Origin of the sequence: Thaumasiovibrio subtropicus (genome assembly GCF_019703835.1) — a bacterium.
GTDB classification, from domain to species: Bacteria; Pseudomonadota; Gammaproteobacteria; order Enterobacterales; family Vibrionaceae; genus Thaumasiovibrio; species Thaumasiovibrio subtropicus.
In genome coordinates, this window is sequence record NZ_AP023054.1 from 2,972,073 (window position 1) to 2,991,150 (window position 19,078).

The window sequence follows — 19,078 nt, forward strand, 5'->3', positions numbered from 1 at the left end:
ATACCCAATCATTTACCCTAAGTTCATTGGGTACATTAATTTGGGTAAAATCAAATGGCACGGAAGACTCCCCCACTCACAGACAAACAAATCAAGCATTTCAAGCCAAAAGACAAAGAATATGTGAAGACTGATGGAGATGGCCTACAACTTCGCATTCTGCCAAATGGTACAAAATCTTGGCGATTGCTATATAAAAATCCCGAAACGGGAGAGCGATCTAGCTTGTACATCTCTACATACCCAAAGATCTCTCTGGCCAATGCACGAAAAGCGGCTCACGAAGCTAGAGAACTTATTGCTCTTGGGATTGACCCTAAAAAAAACCGCAAACAGAAACAGAGACAAGCACAACTAGACGCAAATGGGACGTTACTTAAAGTCGCTTCAGACTGGATGGAGGTTAAAAAATCAACCATTTCTGAAGACTATGCAGCAGATGTATGGCGCTCATTAGAGCTTCATGTCTTCCCCTCACATGCAAACACACCAATAAAAGAAATTACAGCGCCCATTATGATAGATGCGCTAATGCCCTTACAGGCTGCTGGCTCTCTAGAGACTTTGAGAAGGCTCTGCCAAAGGCTGAACGATATAATGACCTATGCTGTAAATTGTGGGGCAATCCACTCAAACACACTTCAAGGTATAAAAGCAGCCTTTCTCAAGCCTCGAAAGAAGAACATGCCTACGATACCCCCAAGCGAGCTTCCAAACCTCATGAGAGACATCCACAAGGCCAATATAAGGGTGCTCACTCGCTATCTAATACACTTTCAGCTACATACTATAACTAGGGCTAGTGAAGCAGCTGGAGCGAGATGGGAGGAAATCAACTTTGAAGATCGAGTTTGGATTGTACCAGCAGAGAGGATGAAGATGAAAAGGGAGCACCGAATCCCTTTATCACAACATGTTATTGACTTATTGAATGATATTAAGCCTATATCATCACATCGAGAGCATATTTTCCCGTCAGATAAAAACCCTTTGGAGCATCGAAGTGAACAAGGGGCAAATGCTGCAATAAAACGAATGGGTTATGGTGGGGAGCTAGTTTCACATGGTATGCGCTCCATCGCTAGTACGGCAATGAATGAGCATGGCTTTGATCCAATGCTAATTGAAGCTTGCTTAGCTCACGTAGACAAAAATGAGGTCAGACGCGCATACAATAGAACTGACTATCTTGAAAGGAGGCGAGAGCTAATGGAGTGGTGGAGTACGTACATAGTTGATGCACAACAAAAAACCATACACGCGTGAATTATTATGGTGACACTATGAGGTAGAATTTATCCCATTCTTTTTTCAATGATGAGAGAGTGGGATGGTTTCAGCCACAACACAAGCAGATATAACCTCAGCAGATAAGACTGGTATTGGCTTCGATTACCAATACTATTTTTTCTTGTGGAAACTGTTATCACTTGAAATTGGACAAACAGTTGGTCTGGAGTGTAAAGATGATGTGCATACAGATCTAGCTGATGATGTTCAGATTCTCTATCAAGTAAAACACACTATTAAAACATCAGAAAAAACTAAAAAGCCATCTAACTTAACGACATTTGATATTGATCTTTGGAAAACTCTATCAAATTGGTCGAAAGTGATCACCGATACTAACGCTTCACGTTCGACACAGAATGAGCAGATAAAATTTATAGATAAAACTTACTTTGTACTTGCCTCAAATAAATCGGAGTCAAGTAATAATGAATTTGCAAAAATAATCAAATCGCTACAAGAAGGTGAAATCACTATAGAGGAAGCAAGAGAAAACCTGAAATCTCTAAAGAAAAAACTCAATCTGATGCAATAAAAAATATTTTGAAGACATCCTAAGTATTCCAAATCAAGTACTTAAATGTTTTCTTGATAGAATTTCATTTCAACTCGAAGAAAATGACATATTTGATAATTGCTATAAATCAATAAAATCAAAAATGATACCAGAGTCAAAAATATGCCAAGTATTTAGTGATATTGACTCAGCAATTAGGAAGGATAATTTTATAAACATAAAAAGGAGAAAAATATTTATTAGCTTTGATGATTTCTATAGAAAGTACAGTAGATATTTTGATAATGCACGAAATGAATCTCTACAAGTATATACTTTTAATGAACAACTGCCTAAAACTTTCAAGACCAACTTTTGTAAAAGCAGTTGTTAGAAATAGAAGACTTTGCCAAGATGATGTTGAAATAATGGCAGAGTATACATCTCACATGTTAAAAATAAAAAGAAATCTATCTAGTTGGAAGGATAATGGTGATTTAACATACGGAGAATTAGACACAATTAGATAAGATAGTATTCAAAGGTGGAAAAATATTTTCAGAAAAAAATATCGTAAAACACCTAAAGAAGAAAAGGCAAATGAAATAGCTATAGACGTTATTGACGAAACGCGAGATATAAAAATCAATTTTTCTGATTTACCAGAAAATATTATCCTATCCAATGGATATTATTATTACCTATCAGATATTCCGACATTAGGTTGGAGATATGACTGGGATAAATATAAAAATGAAAAATAAAATCAACCATAATTTTCCCATGTGTGTATTGGCACTGAACTCAGTATTACAACATACAAAATCTTTGCCTATGGATAAAGCTTTAATAGTTTATCCTCTAGTCTATCAGAAAGAACTTCTTTCATATCTATCTAAAAAGAATAATGAAGTTAAATCTCTTGATAAGTTAATAATAAACAACCCTCAATGGTTTTCTAACTTCGATGAAATTTTTATGACCAAATAAAACCAACAATTAATGCTATTCAGTATATGTACCAAATGATGCATATAGATATAGTTAATGGTGATATCATATTAAAAAAGAGATTCCCTATGCAAAAGAAATGGGGAAACACGTGGAAAAAATATACAAGGCATCTTTAAATGTTTCCAACATTATTAAAGATCCATCAGACAAACTATATCTAAATTTAAGGGTAAGTTTATGATTTTTAATATATCAAAACTTATAGTTTGGTTTAAGAATGGAACTAAAAGAGAACTGGAATTCTTACCAAATAAAATTAATGTTATTACAGGTAGAAGTAATACAGGTAAGTCTGCAATATTAGATATAATAGACTACTGCTTTTTGCGTCTAAGTTTAAATTTTCACAAAGCCAAATTAATGAAAATTCAACTTGGTATGGATTAGTCGTTAGTTCAAACGGAAATACTTATAGCTTTGCTAGAAAAGCACCATATCAATCTAAAGTCTCTGCTGAATACTACTTGTCATCTATCGGGGAAGTTCCAGAGAAACCCACAAGTAACACTAATGAAAAAACAGTCAAAAAGTTATTTGAGTCGATTTTTTCTATAGATAGCAATGCAAAGATTGAATATGGTGGAAGTTATATTAAACCCGGTTCAAAGATATCGGTTAGATATTTCCAAATGTTCAATACCATCTCTGGCGATATTATTGAAAATAGCTCTGGAGTTTTCTTTGACAAACAGAATGATGATAGATACAGAGAGGCTCTGCCTCGAATATTCGACTTAGCAGTAGGTATTGAAACTGTAGGTAATGTATTAAAGAAAGAAAAGCTAGATAAGTTAGAAAAAGAATTATCAAGGATAGAAAGAAAAACAGAAGAATAAATGACAAAAGAAGTGACTTTATTAACGAAAGAAGCGCTTTGATAAAAAAGCAAAAGAGTATTCAATTATTAACCCAGATTTAAATGATGATGAGTCTTGGAAAAATATTTTAAATATTGACATTGAATCAGAACTCCGCCCTGAAGTAATCGATAACAGAGAACAATTAGAGCAGCAATACTTCAAAGAATTTAATAAAATAAAAAACTAACTAAATTCCAAAATGAATACGACCTATATAAGAATTCACTTCAAAGAATTGAAGATTCAATAAAGCCTGTTGATTATTTGAGGAGTCACGACTCTGATCTGATTAAAACTTCAATATTTGAAAATATAACCAGCCATTTATCTGATCAAATTAAGAATATTAAATTAGAGAGAGTAAAGCGAACTCCTCTTAGCTTGCAGGTTAACGATGAAATAAAAACCTCAAAGATAAAGCTTAAAGATATTGAAGAAAGATTAAAATCTCAGCCTTCTGAAGTATATTCTTTTTCTTCTCTTAAAGAAAAATACTTCTTTATGGGACAATTACTAGCTAAAGCTAACCTATATAATGATAGCACAGACTCATACGTTGATTTAGATAAAACCAAAATTGAAAATGAAATAGAAAGCATTAAAGTTGATGACACATCAGAGAAAAAAGAACTAACAATAAAAGCTATTGAAGAGATAATTTCTGAATATATTGAAATGGTAGGAACCTCACTTGAAAACTATCAAGGTTATCAACCATATTTCAAATATAAGGAAAAAGCACTATCATTAAGAAAGCCAAAGTCAACATTTGAAGAAAATGTTGGTAGTAGTTCAAACCAAATGTTTTTACATTTGTTCTTTATGTTATCTATCCATGAAGTAATCAAAAATAACAATTCTAGTTTTGTTGCGCCATACTTAATTATTGATCAACCAAGCAGGCCTTATTATGGCGACGAATCTGATGATGAGAAAAAGTTAGATAGCAGTGATGAGGCAAAAATCAAAAAGGCATTTAAACTTCTGGACGATTTTATATCAAGACAAATAGACTTGAATAGCAATTTTCAGATGATTGTTTTAGAACATGTGCCTAAAAAGATATTATCTGAATATAAACATGTGAATATAGTTGAAGAGTTTAGGCATGGAAATGCATTAGTACGTGAAGAGAACATAATAGAAGATATAGAGTAATAAAAAGGGCTTATTAAATAAGCCCTTTTTTATTCACCAATATTTAATTCAGAAAAATTAAAATCTTTTGCTATGCAAATGACAGCATGCCCCTCTGTCATTAAGAAGCTTTTCTTCTTTAGCTCATAGCGTAAATTATCCAAAAAGTACTTTGTATTCTTTCTCTTTACAAAGGATGTAGAACTTATTCCACGGAATAGTCGTACAGTTCAGATTTTGCTTGTGCATTAATTCAATTATGTTTTCAGCGATAGCTGACGCGGCTCTTGACATATTTAACTCAATTGTTGCAATTTGAGAACATGATAATACACCCTCCTTAAAAAGGGAATAGAGAAACCTTAAGGAAACCTTAAGGAAACCTTATAGAACCCTTGCAGAACCCATAACCAACTGAATAATAACAACAAAAAATTTATATTGATTTTAAACCACCTTGGGCTACATTTTAATTGGGAGTCGTCGGCTATGATACAACGCGGTTGCTACGCTTCTGTAAGACGTAATTCATCATAGTTCGCAAGGATAGATTGGCTTCTAGTTGCTGTACATTTAAGTGGACGCACATAAGTGACTCAGCGCTGCAATTTGTTAATCGACTGTTCTTATTTGAATTTAGCAAGCACTCGCCATGCAAGCGGCAATTAAGGCAGGTATAACCAAATCTAGCATGAATCATCATGCTGCCAGAGCTGAAGGCAGCTCAAATTAAAGTGCAAACCGGAAATTGCATGGCTAAGAGTCGGTGGCTACACTACTTAGACCATGCATTTCTTTCCTTAGTTCACTCGTTAATCTTCTAGTGTTCTTTTCCTTAGTCAATGAAAACACTCTTTATCTGCACCAGTACAACCTATAGCTACATCAATCAATATAGCCATTACTCGTTTCTCGGACAGTGAATATATTCAAACTACCTTTCATCAAAACTGAATACATAACCTCTTCTCCCTGCTAAATGCTGGCTTACCAATGAGTCGCAGAAGTTTCTCCGCTTCAACCGTTGCTTGCGAGTGTAGCGATTACCTTTTTTTGATTTAATATCAACCACTTCAAAAAATGATAATTTAAAACAGTAAGAGACTTGGTGATAGTCATGGTTTATGGAATCAAACTGTAAAGGCTTAGCTTTTCGGTTGTTTTTGATATGACAAAGATTCATTCGTTTGTACTGTTGTATTAAAGCCTTTTTTGCATTCACATTCTGTTCCGTAATGGGAACAATTAGGTGTGCATGCGGAAGCCATAGTTTACATTCATCATGATAGTCGAGTTCAATTGAACCAAATATTGGGCCATGAAAGCCTGCTCTGCTTAACTGTTTTCTGAGCCTATCTTTCGCCTTTCTTACATCGAATGCTGTCAGTTGCTCATGACTAAAGGCTCCTTTGTAGTCGATAACTGTTAGCATCCAGTGATCCAATCCACACTCCGCCATCATTGAAACTCTTGGATTGACCAGCTGCATACGGTACTCACGATTACAAATCTTACACGCAGCACTGTTGCACTTTTTTTCGTCATAAGTGCAAGCTTCAAGTTCAAGAGCTAGGTTGACATTCTCTTCGCCGCCCACAGCCCATAGAATGTCAATCCTAGCCTCATTTTCTTCTTTAGCTTGCTTAACAGTTTCAAACAAAGGCCAATCTTCGAGTGTGCTGACTTCCATCGCCATATCAGCACTCCTCTCCATAAGACAGAGTTTGACCGGACATCCTAGCTTGTAGCCACTCTGTGATTGCATGCTCAAACCAACCGACAGCTCGTGCTCCTAGATTTATATGCGGAGGGAAAGAACCTTCCTTTCTCAACCTATTGATTGTTGCTCTGGAAAGACCTGTCATTTCTTGAACATCTTTCATTCTGACAACCTTTATATCTGGCATGAGTAATCCTCCTTCATTCTGTTACTCACGCTCGAATTAGAGTTATCAGACCCAACAATCCCTTTATCGATTGAAATTCCTAAAAAATTGTGAGACTCACTTATAAATCAATCAAATCATATAGATACATCTGTGAGCCTCACAATATATCCGTGAGGCTCACAATATATCCGTGAGGCTCACAGGGAATTATTCTTATTTTTTAGGTAAACTGTTGGCTCAAAGACATAGCAATGGACAGCTAGAATGAGCTCATATGACAATGTTCGCCAACAAAAAGTATCCGACAGAAGGAAAGAGTCTGGCTACCAAACTAAGCGTCTGTATTTTTTCGCTAAAGACTTAGATCGAATCAAGAAGATCGCAGAGGAGATGGGTTACGATGGAAAACTAACCGATGAAGAATACTCCGCTGTTGTGAGAAGCTGTATTGCGGCAAGATACTCTAAAACTACAAATAAAGCTGTCGAAGAGATAGATACCAAAGATAAGCAGTACACGTACACTCTAAAGCAGATTGTCCGCTATCGCTTAAAGCAAAAAGATGACCCTTCAAGTGTGATCGCATTTATGAACAAATGGCACTATAACGTGCCCAAGTTAGAGTCATTAGTAGGTAAACACACTAGCAGTTTCAGAGAACGAGTCGAACCAAGCTCTTGGTGTCCAAAGTGGATAGAAGCACTAAGAGGTAAGAACAAAAGAAAGTAGCCGCAAGGTTCAATCTTCCATGTGATTTATTCTAATACCGATTTAATGTCAGATTTAATGTAGATGACAAAATCTCTTAATACCCAATGATTTACCCAAAAGCTAAATTACAAACCAATAAAACCATTAAAAATCAGCCGCTTGATAGCTAAGATTCAGATGACGCCAGCCCACCAAACGTTTGGAAAGGGCGGTAACTCATTGAGTTATCGCCCTTTTTGTATTCAAGGGTCAAGTTTTCGCAGTTTTGTACTAAACATAGGTACTAAAATATGCGCTATCTCACCCTCAATAACAGTGGAATCTGGTCGTTTAGATTCCAAATCCCATCAAAGTATCGCAGCCTGTTTGATAACAGATCTGAGATAAAAAGAAGCCTCAGAACCTCATGTAGATCCAATGCAAAGCTACTAGCACTTCAGCTAGAGTTAGAGATTAGACGCAAAATAGCTGACGTAAGCACTACACATGCTGAGCTCGCAGAAAAAACACCTTCCTTAGAAACAAAAAGAAAGCACCCTCATAGGTATTGCCCTATGCAATGCCTAGAATTGTATCGAAAATATAAGTCTTCCTACGTTTCCGCCAAGACAATTGAAGGCGCTACAGCTAAATGCCGTGTAGTACTTGAGATAGTAAACAAGAAGAAATTAGCAAGTATAAGACGCAACGATGCAGAAAGTGCGAGGCAAATATTGGCCTCTCTACCTTCTAACATAAAAAAACACCAAGAGTTTGTTGGTTTAACTACCTCTGAAGCTATAAAACTAAACAATAAGCTTGGATTGCCTGTTATCTCTCAGAGCAGCGTAAAAGACTATATTCAAAAGACATCATCATTCTTTGAATGGTGCGTGCAAATGGAGTTTACAGACATAAACCCATTTAAAGGTTTCAAATTTAAATTGGAGCATAAGGTTAGCAAGCAGAAAAACGCTTACAGCCCAGAGCAGCTCTCGAGCATTTTCAGCAACGAGATTTTTACCAAGAAGGTGTACAAGCACAACTATCAGTACTGGCTGCCTATACTGGCTAGACTTACAGGTGCGAGGATCAACGAGCTGTGCCAGCTTCGCAAAGAAGACATAACCATCGTAAATGGCACCTACTGTATACACATCAATAGAAACACGCCTGATAAGCGCTTAAAAACGCCTAATGCAGAAAGGGTCATACCCATACACTCTAAGTTACTTACGCTTGGTTTCATCGAGTTTACTCAAACTGTAGACAACGACCGAATATTTTCCGAACTAAAACTGGAGAGAGATGGTTATGCCACAAGCGCTTCAAAATGGTTCGGTAGATTCAAAACTAAACTTGGTTTTGAAAAGGGTCATGACTTCCATTCATTTAGACATACCCCCGATTTCAGATAATAAGTGCGACACTCATGGGAAGGTGTAGAAGAGGAAGCCAACTGCCGAAAGTGATACGCTCTTCTCGCCAAAGAAATAAGCAGTACTACCATGAGTTATCAGCAGTTGACTGAGGGGAGAAGATACCAGATTTCTGCCCTTTTGGAACTGGGAATATCAGTCTCTGAAATTGCCAAAAAGGTGAAGTGTCACCGTGCCACGATCTATCGTGAGTTAAAAAGAAACCGAACAAGCGATCTCTATTGCCCCGTGCAGGCTGAAGCCTCGACCATGGAAAGGCGAAAAGCGGCTCGTAAGTATCGTATACCTGTTGAACGTATTGAGTTCATAAAGCTTTTACTGAGTATCGATTGGAGTCCTGAGCAAATTGCTAATGTTCTAACGAGCGCTGTAGCGCCTGTTAGTCACGAATGGATCTACCAATACATTGCTTTTGATAAACGTACTGGCGGCAAGTTGTATCGCCACTTAAGGCAAGGGCACAAACGTTATCGCAAGGGACAGAGAGTAAAGGCGCCAACGATTAAGCATGCGGTTTCAATTGATGAACGTCCATCGGTCGTCGATACTCGTGAACGGTATGGGGACTGGGAGATCGACACTGTACTGGGTAAGCACGGCAGCGGCGCTATAGTCACCATTTTAGAGCGCAAGAGCCGATTTTATCTGATCAAAAAAGTGGTGTCGAAATCAGCGGTTGAGGTGACGAAAGCAACAATAGAGATGTTGATGCCGTACAAACACCTTGTGCATACAATCACAGCCGATAACGGTCGTGAATTTGCAGGTCATCAGGAGATCGCCGAGGCGTTGGAGGCTGAGCTGTACTTTGCTCATCCCTACAGCTCTTGGGAGCGAGGCGCAAATGAAAACGCTAACGGGCTTTTACGGCAATATGTGAAAAAAGGCACGGATTTGAGAACAGTCACTGATGAACAAATTGAGTTTGCTCAAACTAGGATAAACAACCGACCGAAAAAGTGTTTAGGGTTCAAGCAACCAGCCGTCATGATCTACCCCAACAAGATTGGACACCAAGTTAAGCGACATTCTTCTGTTCAAATACGACAGGGCTTAGATACCCTAGCGCACTGTGCCTTCTTGTTTGGTTGTAATCAACCTCAATATATTCAAATACCGTTTGCCGCATCATTTCTTTAGTCATAATCGGTTCGTAATGGATAGCTTCAACTTTTAGCGAATGGAAGAAGCTTTCTACACAAGCATTATCCCAACAATTTCCTTTTCGACTCATGCTTTGTTTTAAATTATGGGAGTGGATTATCTCGCGGTAACTTTTCGAGCAGTATTGGCTGCCTCGGTCGCTGTGAACAATGACCTCTTCAGGGAGCCCACGACGGAACAGTGCCATTTTCAACGCATCTCCGACTAAGCTTGCTGTCATACGAGTTACTCCATCGACCAGCCGACTACCTGTCTAGAGTACAAGTCAATAATTACAGCAAGATAAAGCCAGCCCTCACTTGTCATCAAGTAAGTGATATCGCCAGCCCACTTCTGATTCGGTGCATCAGCAGTAAAGTCTTGTTCCAGAAGGTTAGGTGCAACGGGTAACGAATGCTTACCATCTGTCGTGACCTTAAATTTACGCGCAGCTTTTGCAACCAGGCTTTGCCTTTTCATACTCTCTGATATCGTCTTGAGGTTGTGCTTGTTCCCTTGCTCTGCCAGCCCTACCTGGATACGCCTTGCACCGTCCCGGCCTTTGCTAGCTTCGAACGCTTTTTTGACCGTTATGTCACGCAGAGTACGTGCTCTTTCTCGTTGACTGATTTCATGACGATGCTTTAACCAGTAGTAAAACCCACTACGCGATACAGCAAGAACCTTGGCCATTCCTGTTACAGAGAACTGCTCAATGTGCACTTGCATGAACTCGAAGCTTGCTACTTTAGATGCTTCGCGAAGTAGGTGGCGGCTTTTTTTACTATTTCAAGCTCCTCCGCTTGCTCAGCGAGGAGGCGCTTCAGACGAGCGTTTTCGGCTGCAAGGTCAGCCTCGCGTTCACTGGTGGAGTCCTTCCTTGCAATCTTACGCCAGCCGTATATTTGGGATGCATGTAAATTGAGTTGTCGTGCAGCCTCTGTAACCGATGTTCTTTCAACAAGCTTAAGCGCCTGCTCCTTAAACTCTTCAGTGTGCTTAATACGTGTTTTAGTGTTTGTCATTGTTTACCTCGCTAAGTGATTTTACTCGCTTAACTCAGTGTCTAAAACAGCTGGTTCAGATCACTCTATGGTTTACCCTGTGCTCAAGACAGGCTGAAAATCAATAGTTTGAACATTACATGCTACTGTTGCATATGACAATTGAGACACTCACTTACCTTGCTGTATATCAAGTTATTACGTAGGGAATCGTCCTCTTCATTTGAGTTGGTTAAGGACACTACGTCGATTCAACTCCCATTTCAGAACTGAAACGGCGTAATCAACTTTTCTCAACAATAGGTTACCAACATGTAACTACGTAGTGGATTCACGTTTGAACATACCTTTTACCTTAAAGTTTCCCACATAATGTAATGTGTTTATCTTTCTTAACAAGAATATGTATCAAACTAGGAAAAACTGAGCCTCTAATGACATAACTCACATTAGCCACAAGACAACACTGATCACACTTTATCAGCACAAAACCTGACTATAATTGTTCAAATATCAACCAGAACAAACTGAACTCAAGGAATAATTATGTTTAAACATCGACTTGGCCCCGATCCTCACTCTAACGGAGAAATGACTCCAAACTTAGATGGTTGTCCTGATATATGGGAACTAGAGGATGGCTCATTTGCCATTATAGGATTAAAGCAAACTAACGAATTACGCGCCTTGTTGCCTGAAAGTGCTGGATGTGGTGTTGATGAAGAGATTGTTGTAATCCCAAGAAAAACTCTAACTCGTGCTAAAAAGGTTATTCCTGATGCCTAAGCTTTTCTCAACAGAAACTCTAACTCGAGATATGATCTATTTTTGTTCAGCCAGTGATTTTTTTTCTAACTTTCCAGCTGCATGGAAAAACGTTAGCACTAGAGTTTATAAGCTCGAAACGAAAATGAGCTATCAAGAAACCGATAACCCAAGTTATGACGCTTACATTAGAGGAGACCTTGACAAAGCAATTGAGCTAATCAAAAAATCTAAGGAGAAAGACTATCCAGTGTATGAATCCCTTAGGAAACGAGGAGTTAATGTTTATCGATGTCGTCCGGTACTTTTACCTCTTTCTGATTACTTAAACTGGGAATTTGAATGCTATAAAGAAAACTCAAAGCAAGGTGAGTTAATTTTTTTGTCAGAAGGGTTAGATATTTACAAAACTCATGCTTTGCATGACTTCATGCTTTTTGACGATAAAGTTGCGTTAGTTCATAACTACGATGAAAATGGGTTGATTCAAGGTGGATGGATGACGACTGACAGTAATAAAATAGCTAGTTTTAAGACACTTTTGAATATATTATGAAAAATTCATACCCTATAGAGGAGCATTATTCTAAGGAGGCTTCATGACACTTGAAGACGCAAAAACTCTTGGTGTCATTGGTAGCTTGTTGGTATCAACTATCGCGTTACTACTCAATTTTTTTTCGACACTTAGAAGTGTTAGCGCCCAAAAGACAGCTAATTTTCAGGAGATTACAAAATCTCATCGTGAAATTTGGAAGTTGACAATTGATGACTATGACAAATTTAAAAGGGTACTACAGACAGACGTTAATCTATTAGAAGAACCGGTAACATATAATGAAAAACGATTCATTCAGCTTCTTCTTAATCACGCTACTTCTTCGTTCTATTTTGGCAAGTATAGTCATATGATAGAAATAGAAAAAATCTCTCTAGACTTTAATCAATTTTTGTCGCTACCAATACCTCGAAAAGTCTGGCATGACAACCGTGTCTTCTACAATAAAGAGTTCGTTGATTTTTGGAGTGTAAAGGAAAACTAGATTCAATTAAGTATAGCCTCAATAAATTCGGTTTACTAAGAAGACAACTTGACCACAGAAGTTTTTGGAACGTCCTATTATTAGGCTCATTGTCAACTAGGCTATCACCAATTATAGAAAAGCTTGGTGATAAAGTAATAACTATTAACGACCCGAATATAATGATAGATCGTAAACTTATTAATAAGAATAATATAGATATCATTGTATGCTTTGGATACCCTAATATCATACCAAAAAAAATCATAAAATCAGTTACCTGCATCAATATCCACGGTGGGATATTACCATTTAACAGAGGTCCTAACCCTCATCTATGGGCTTGGGTTAATGGACTTAAACATGGTGTCTCCATACACTATATTGATGACGGAGTTGATACTGGTGATATTATCGAAACTAGTGATATTCTGTTTGACTCCAATGAAACTTTAAAGTCATCTTTTGATAAATTGATCGATGAATGCGAAAATTTATTTAGTAAAACATGGCCTACTTTTCGGTCAGGAAATTCCAAAAGAAATGCACAGCATCCTGATATCAATGTACAGGCTCATACATTGAAATCTCAGGAACCTTTATCACAGTTGTTTACTGAAGAATGGCAACATAAACCAATATCTGAATTTGTTAAGGAAGCCAAAGGAATTTTAAGAAAATCGGAGAAATCCTAATGACTTTTGCTTTGGACTTAGCCCCATGATCTACAAATGAGAAAAAGCGTATTCAATTGTTGTAATGCTTACCCTTGAACGATTGGTTGAAAAGTTCTAAAGTAAGGTACTATAAAGTTGTTGTACATAAACACAAAACAAATAAACTGCTAAAACTACAAACACTTAACTAAGACCAGTGGACGCTCCCGCCAGCTCCACCAAACGTTTGGGAAGGCGGTAACCGAAAGGTTACCGCCTTTTTTGTTGCTTGTTCATCACCTCTTCTGCTTTTACTTCCTTTCGGCTCATATCACGCATCCTTCCAATATGTGACTCATAGTCCGTAGACCAAAAGTCTACATAGAAGCAGCATGTCATTAATAAATCATGAGAAAGTGAAGACTTGTGAGCGACGAGATTCTGAAACTATTTGGTCAACGTGTTAAGCACCTAAGAAAACAAGCAAACCTGAGCCAAGAGGTACTTGCCGCTTTGAGTGGACTAGATCGCACCTACATTAGCGGCATAGAAAGAGGCCGTCGTAATGTTGGTTTGATTAACTTAGTCAAAATAGCCAAGGCACTGAACGTTTCTGCAGAGCAGCTTCTCGTCTTCGAGGAAAAAAATGACTAGACGAGCCTTTTACTCTGCACCCATTGCAGAATTCATGAACACCTCTGCAGACCATATCATTGGTGTAATAACCAGCAACCACACTCAACAATTAAGGCATGAACAAACGAGTGCTTGGCATGTACAAACACAAATTCTTCAGCAAGCATTAAACCACTTAGATGTGCACGATGGTCATGTTTTTTTTGAGTTTCTCATTCCCCGCATGGGCAAACGTGCTGACATAGTAATAGTGTTAAATGGAGTCATCTACGTCATTGAGTTTAAAGTCGGTGCCAGCCAGTTTCATGCTGTCGACATACGGCAAACAGTCAGTTATGCCCTTGACCTTAAACACTTCCATCGCGGTAGCCATTCTCAACCCATTATCCCAATTCTCGTCGCAACAAAAGCAGCTTCAGTGCAGTATCAGCTTCGCTTTGATGCCGATAATCTCGCGAAACCTATCAAAGCCAGTCAGAGTGATCTGAGTGAAATCATCGCGTTTACGTCACAAGTAGAACTCGCACAGCCTATTGATGCTGTAAAGTGGGCCGATAGCGGCTATCTCCCAACACCAACCATTATTGAGGCTGTCAGCTTCCCCTATACTGAGACAGTCTAAACTGGAATTTTCTGCCCCATAAACGCAGGAGAGCACCATGAAAAAGTCACGCTTCACCGAGTCACAGATTGTTTCGATCCTTAAAGAGGCTGATGCTGGTATGAAGGTGGATGAAATTTGCCGCCAGCACGGTATCAGTACAGCGACTTATTACAATTGGAAAGCCAAATATGGTGGTTTGGATGCCTCTGAGCTGAAGCGCATTAAAGAACTCGAGACAGAAAATGCCAAGCTCAAGAAGATGTTTGCCGATGTCAGCTTAGAAAACCATGCAATGAAAGAACTCTTTGCAAAAAAGGGCTGGTAGTCGATGACCGACGTAACTGTGCTCATCTCCTCGTGGAGCTTGGGCTCAACATCGTCAAGGCATGCCAACTTGCGGCTATCGCTCGGGCGAGTTACTACCGAACGTGATCGACGCACTGAATAACGTACTTGAGAAGTCACCGAATGCTGGGTTCCGGAAGTGTTTCCGGCGGATCAGGCTCAAGCATGGGCAGTTTAATCATAAACGTGTTTACCGCGTTTATTGCCGTATGGGGTTGAATCTAAAGCGACGCCAAAAGCGCGTGCTACCGCCCCGTATCGCCATGCCCCTAGACGTCGTCGATAAAGTTAATCACCAATGGGCGCTCGATTTTATGCATGACACACTGTATTGCGGCAAGCGATTTCGAACACTCAACATTCTCGACGAATCGACACGAGAGTGCCTTGCAATAGAGATTGATACCAGCTTACCCGCAGGTCGGGTGGTACGTGTACTAGAGCAGCTAAAACAAGAGCGCGGTTTACCCAAGCAGCTTCGGATGGACAATGGTCCTGAGCTGATATCATCACAGCTCACCGAGTGGTGTGAGGAGCACAATATCACGCTTGTTTACATCCAGCCTGGCAAACCTCAGCAAAATGGCTTTGTTGAACGCTTCAATGGCTCATTTCGCCGTGAGTTTTTGAATGCCTACCTCTTTGATTCATTAGAGCAGGTCAGAGATATGGCATGGGCCTGGATGTGTGATTATAACGAAGAGCGCCCCCATGATAGCTTGAGAAATACACCTCCGGCTGTATACCGGAGACAACTGGAAACCTCTAGTTATGGATTGTCTCACTAATGGGGAAGCTGACAAGGCTGCACAAGCACTATATGCTAACCATGCCGTAGAAGACATTGCTCGCAATGAAGCTGATACTCAAAATCTAGGTGTTACTAGCGAGCAGTTACTCAAACTTATTCATCAAGCGAGAATGGAGAAAGCTAAACTAATCTGCTTTGTAACGGGTGTACCCGGAGCAGGAAAAACACTTGTCGGCTTGAACATAGCAAACACACATTCAAAGCCTCAAGATAACGAGTATTCCGTGTTTCTAAGTGGCAACGGTCCGCTCGTCAGTGTTCTTCAAGAAGCACTTGCTATCGATAAATCGAAACGCGAGTCAATCAGTAAAGCAAAGGCAAGACGAGAGACATCACAATTTATCCAGAATATTCACCGCTTTCGCGACGAAGCCTTAGATGGATCCACACCACCCGAGCGCGTAGCCATTTTCGACGAAGCCCAACGAGCGTGGAATGCAGAGCAAACATCAAAATTTATGCAATCGAAACGTGGGCAAACCGATTTCTTTAAATCTGAACCCGAGTTTCTCATTGAAGTCATGGATCGTCACAAGGATTGGGCTGTTATCATTGCATTAATTGGTGGCGGGCAAGAAATCAATACTGGCGAGTCTGGGCTACTCGGCTGGTTTTCTGCATTACAGCAAAGCTTCCCTCACTGGCAAGTTTACTGTTCTGAAAAATTACTAAGCAGAAATTACATATCCAATGGACTAACATCAGAGCAACTAAGTAACTTCAAGAAAGAACAAAGCCTGCACCTATCCACTTCAATGCGTTCTTTTCGTGCAGAAAACCTATCTAACTTTGTGCACCATTTAATTGCCGGAGAAACCATAAAGGCTGCGTTAATAGCCGAAAATATCAGAGAGCAATACCCTCTTTACATAACAAGAGATTTAACTCAAGCAAAGCAATGGATCAGACAACAAGTACGAGGAAATGAATCTAGTGGCGTACTCGCTTCCTCTAATGGCATCCGTTTAAAAGCAGAAGGAATATTCGTCAAAAACAAATTTGACCCTGTTAATTGGTTTTTATCTGAACATGATGATATTCGCTCTTGCCACTTTCTTGAAGATGTCGCAACCGAGTTTGACGTCCAAGGCTTAGAGTTAGACTGGTGTCTAGTGTGTTGGGACGCAGATTATCGCTTTAACGCTCAAGCATTTGAACATTGGCGTTTTAAAGGCACAAGATGACAAAAACGCCATAAGGAAGTAGAAAAGCAATATCTCGAAAATGCTTATAGGGTGCTACTTACAAGAGCTCGACAAGGTTTAGTCATTTTTGTACCTCATGGGTGTGATAGCGACGTTACAAGGCCTAAAGAATACTACCAACATACTTATCAGTACCTTTTAGACTGCGGCTTGAAAAAACTACCTGAGTAAAGGTAAAAAACGATGAGTTCAATTTCATTCGACTGGATTTATACAATATAAAATCTCTCACTTGGGGCAAGTGAGAGTCTGATGAAGGCGACACAATAATGCTGCACTAAAGGGCCAATGAACCAAGCTAAAAAATTCGCGGAAAATTTCCAACAAGATAGCTTTGAAATGACTATCCCTAGCGCATTGAATACCTTCATGCGCTAGGGACGTACACTTGGTTTAGTCAGCGATCACCGCACTGTTTATGAAATCCTGATAAGCGCTTTTAGCCGCCTCGAGATTCGTTTGAGTACGCTCAATATCTTGTGGGCTAGTAGCTTGTTGTCTCTCTAGCGTGGCAATTTTGAGTTGTTGTTGCAACAAGGTACCGTGTACATAGTGAGACCAGTTATTGAAAGCAATGTTCTGCACTTCCCAGCCTGTATGATCGACTTGGTTTTTTAGTTCTTCACTGGCAAAATTCGTCATCTGATTAAAGCTAAGTAGCGCATCAGACATCAAAGATAGTGCCTCTGTCGCCTCATGGGTATCAAACGTCGTTTCCCCATAGCCGACTTCAGGCTCAGGTAACGCATTCACAGACGAAGTTATACAGAGCAAGGCCAGTACAAAAGCGAAATTTCTCATTTTAACCCCACCTTGCTGCGGTGCCCCGCACGTCATAGTGAACTAAGCTGTTATAGGGCTCTACTGAACCCGTTGAGTTGATGGCCCCCCTTTCTAAACAATGAACAAGGATAGCTGAACAGAAAAATATTCGACCAAAGCACAGCCATAATGACTAAGTATCACCGTAGTTCTAGACATACCTTTTAAGCAGTGGGAATATATTGCATATAGTGGCTAAATGCTCTCTCTAATTGCTATAAAAAGCAAACACCCCTTAACCATAATGACAACAGCGTAAGTCAGCCAATAGTCACACCTGATAGACACGCTATTAGGAATCGGTAGACATTAACTTGCCTTCCTAAACACATTAATCAAAAGAGGATCATTGTCGAAATGACACCAGAACAACTTTTAAAACAGCTTTCGCTTGGACAAGATGGTATCTACTCCGCTCACTTTACCAACCAAGAACAAAGTGAAGAGATTAAGATGAGAGAGGAAGTGGCCAAAGAAGTTCCACAAGATTATCTTGATACTCTCTCAATTCATCATTCTATTCCAGTAATGGATCAAGAAGTCACCACGTTCATAAGCCAGATACCTAAAAATGGATTCATCATTGATGTTGGCGGATGTTGGGGCTGGCATTGGCGAACCATTGAAGCACAAAGACCAGATCTGAATATCGTCATCGTCGACTTTATTCGCACTAACCTTCATTACGCATCTCAAGTACTAGGCGACAGGATCAATAAAAACATCTATCTCGTCCATGGAGATGCAACTCAACTACCATTCGATCATGAAACCTTTGACGGATATTGGTCAGTTCAGGCTCTACAGCATATACCTAGTTTTTCTATAGCAATATCAGAAGCTCACCGCGTTTTAAAAAGTGGTGGCGCATTCTCGAATTATTCGTTAAATAACCAAATTTGCGTACGAAGCCTTTATAAAATATTGGGCAAACACTATCATTTAAAGGGAGAGGTTCCGGGTAGCTTTTTCTTAGAACGCGCATCGAAAGCGCAATATCAATCAATCAGTGCTACTTTCGGCTCCCGTCCTACGCAAAGATTCACAGAAGTACTTTTTAGTCCAGAACTAAAAATAACCTCCCCTGGCCGTCTTGGTAGCCTTTTAGGAAAGATAGACTGCCTGCTCTCTTTGAACATACCACTGTTCAAGGGTATTGCTCGACAGCACTCATTTCACTGCATTAAACAGCGAACTTAAATTGGGCTCCAAAATCGGAGCCCCTTACCTATCTCTTCTTCGCCGCCAGC

At 39.4% G+C, this 19,078-nt stretch carries 17 protein-coding genes and 4 pseudogenes; 17 read left to right on the forward strand and 4 right to left on the reverse strand.

Going from position 1 to position 19,078, the window contains the following annotated elements:
* The first annotated feature begins 54 nt into the window (after positions 1–54).
* The 5 genes from TSUB_RS13215 (at position 55) to TSUB_RS13235 (ending at position 4,818) form a co-directional block, all read left to right on the forward strand.
* Positions 55–1,266, forward strand: a complete 1,212-nt coding sequence (locus tag TSUB_RS13215; protein ID WP_087018756.1) for an integrase domain-containing protein — start codon at positions 55–57, stop codon at positions 1,264–1,266.
* A 64-nt stretch (positions 1,267–1,330) separates the two neighbouring features.
* Complete coding sequence (locus TSUB_RS13220) at positions 1,331–1,825, forward strand: hypothetical protein (protein ID WP_221274538.1); 495 nt, start codon at positions 1,331–1,333, stop codon at positions 1,823–1,825.
* Between the two features lie 693 nt (positions 1,826–2,518).
* Positions 2,519–2,776 carry a hypothetical protein gene (locus TSUB_RS13225; protein WP_221274539.1) on the forward strand — a complete coding sequence of 86 codons (258 nt, stop codon included), beginning with the start codon at positions 2,519–2,521 and terminating at the stop codon, positions 2,774–2,776.
* Positions 2,777–3,264: 488 nt separating this feature from the next.
* Positions 3,265–3,636, forward strand: coding sequence for a hypothetical protein (locus tag TSUB_RS13230; protein ID WP_221274540.1), 372 nt, complete (start codon positions 3,265–3,267; stop codon positions 3,634–3,636).
* 288 nt (positions 3,637–3,924) lie between these two features.
* Positions 3,925–4,818, forward strand: a complete 894-nt coding sequence (locus tag TSUB_RS13235; RefSeq protein WP_221274541.1) for a DUF3732 domain-containing protein — start codon at positions 3,925–3,927, stop codon at positions 4,816–4,818.
* Between the two features lie 913 nt (positions 4,819–5,731).
* Here the strand turns inward: TSUB_RS13235 and TSUB_RS13240 are convergent.
* Both TSUB_RS13240 and TSUB_RS13245 read right to left on the reverse strand, forming a co-directional pair.
* Positions 5,732–6,493 (reverse strand): hypothetical protein, encoded by a 762-nt coding sequence (locus TSUB_RS13240; protein WP_087025766.1) that lies wholly within the window; start codon positions 6,491–6,493, stop codon positions 5,732–5,734.
* A gap of 1 nt (position 6,494) precedes the next feature.
* The gene (locus tag TSUB_RS13245) at positions 6,495–6,704 is read right to left on the reverse strand and encodes a helix-turn-helix transcriptional regulator (RefSeq protein ID WP_202819782.1); all 210 of its coding nucleotides are present in this window, start codon (positions 6,702–6,704) and stop codon (positions 6,495–6,497) included.
* A 246-nt stretch (positions 6,705–6,950) separates the two neighbouring features.
* Between TSUB_RS13245 and TSUB_RS13250 the strand changes: the two genes are divergently transcribed.
* The 3 genes and pseudogenes from TSUB_RS13250 to TSUB_RS13260 form a co-directional block, all read left to right on the forward strand.
* Positions 6,951–7,415 (forward strand): hypothetical protein, encoded by a 465-nt coding sequence (locus tag TSUB_RS13250; RefSeq protein ID WP_087022968.1) that lies wholly within the window; start codon positions 6,951–6,953, stop codon positions 7,413–7,415.
* A gap of 272 nt (positions 7,416–7,687) precedes the next feature.
* On the forward strand, positions 7,688–8,794 hold the full coding sequence (locus tag TSUB_RS13255; RefSeq protein WP_087022970.1) for a site-specific integrase: 1,107 nt from the start codon (positions 7,688–7,690) through the stop codon (positions 8,792–8,794).
* Between the two features lie 90 nt (positions 8,795–8,884).
* A pseudogene (locus TSUB_RS13260) lies at positions 8,885–9,805 on the forward strand (IS30 family transposase); the annotation flags it as partial.
* A 28-nt stretch (positions 9,806–9,833) separates the two neighbouring features.
* On the opposite strand, the pseudogene TSUB_RS13265 reads toward TSUB_RS13260, so the two are convergent.
* A pseudogene (locus TSUB_RS13265) lies at positions 9,834–10,983 on the reverse strand (IS3 family transposase).
* A 525-nt stretch (positions 10,984–11,508) separates the two neighbouring features.
* Here TSUB_RS13265 and TSUB_RS13270 point away from each other — a divergent pair.
* The 8 genes and pseudogenes from TSUB_RS13270 to TSUB_RS13305 all read left to right on the forward strand — a co-directional run bounded on the left by TSUB_RS13270 (position 11,509) and on the right by TSUB_RS13305 (position 17,177).
* Positions 11,509–11,748, forward strand: a complete 240-nt coding sequence (locus TSUB_RS13270) for a hypothetical protein (protein WP_202819783.1) — start codon at positions 11,509–11,511, stop codon at positions 11,746–11,748.
* Positions 11,741–12,283 carry a DUF6879 family protein gene (locus TSUB_RS13275; RefSeq protein ID WP_221274542.1) on the forward strand — a complete coding sequence of 181 codons (543 nt, stop codon included), beginning with the start codon at positions 11,741–11,743 and terminating at the stop codon, positions 12,281–12,283. Before TSUB_RS13270 ends, TSUB_RS13275 begins: the two co-directional genes overlap by 8 nt.
* 43 nt (positions 12,284–12,326) lie before the next feature.
* Entirely contained in the window at positions 12,327–12,770 is a 444-nt protein-coding gene (locus tag TSUB_RS13280) for a hypothetical protein (protein WP_221274543.1), read from the forward strand.
* A gap of 161 nt (positions 12,771–12,931) precedes the next feature.
* Positions 12,932–13,444 (forward strand): formyl transferase, encoded by a 513-nt coding sequence (locus tag TSUB_RS13285; protein WP_221274544.1) that lies wholly within the window; start codon positions 12,932–12,934, stop codon positions 13,442–13,444.
* A gap of 387 nt (positions 13,445–13,831) precedes the next feature.
* A complete protein-coding gene (locus TSUB_RS13290) occupies positions 13,832–14,059 on the forward strand; it encodes a helix-turn-helix domain-containing protein (protein ID WP_087021823.1) in 228 nt (75 codons plus the stop codon).
* Positions 14,052–14,663, forward strand: a complete 612-nt coding sequence (locus TSUB_RS13295; protein WP_087021826.1) for a hypothetical protein — start codon at positions 14,052–14,054, stop codon at positions 14,661–14,663. The genes TSUB_RS13290 and TSUB_RS13295 overlap by 8 nt, the downstream gene beginning before the upstream one ends.
* 37 nt (positions 14,664–14,700) lie before the next feature.
* Positions 14,701–15,778: pseudogene (locus TSUB_RS13300) on the forward strand (IS3 family transposase).
* A 133-nt stretch (positions 15,779–15,911) separates the two neighbouring features.
* Positions 15,912–17,177: pseudogene (locus TSUB_RS13305) on the forward strand (DUF2075 domain-containing protein).
* A 222-nt stretch (positions 17,178–17,399) separates the two neighbouring features.
* Here TSUB_RS13305 and TSUB_RS13310 read toward each other — a convergent pair.
* Positions 17,400–17,807 carry a hypothetical protein gene (locus TSUB_RS13310; RefSeq protein ID WP_087021829.1) on the reverse strand — a complete coding sequence of 136 codons (408 nt, stop codon included), beginning with the start codon at positions 17,805–17,807 and terminating at the stop codon, positions 17,400–17,402.
* A 378-nt stretch (positions 17,808–18,185) separates the two neighbouring features.
* Between TSUB_RS13310 and TSUB_RS13315 the strand changes: the two genes are divergently transcribed.
* A complete protein-coding gene (locus TSUB_RS13315; protein ID WP_107924991.1) occupies positions 18,186–19,028 on the forward strand; it encodes a class I SAM-dependent methyltransferase in 843 nt (280 codons plus the stop codon).
* Positions 19,029–19,078: the final 50 nt, after the last annotated feature.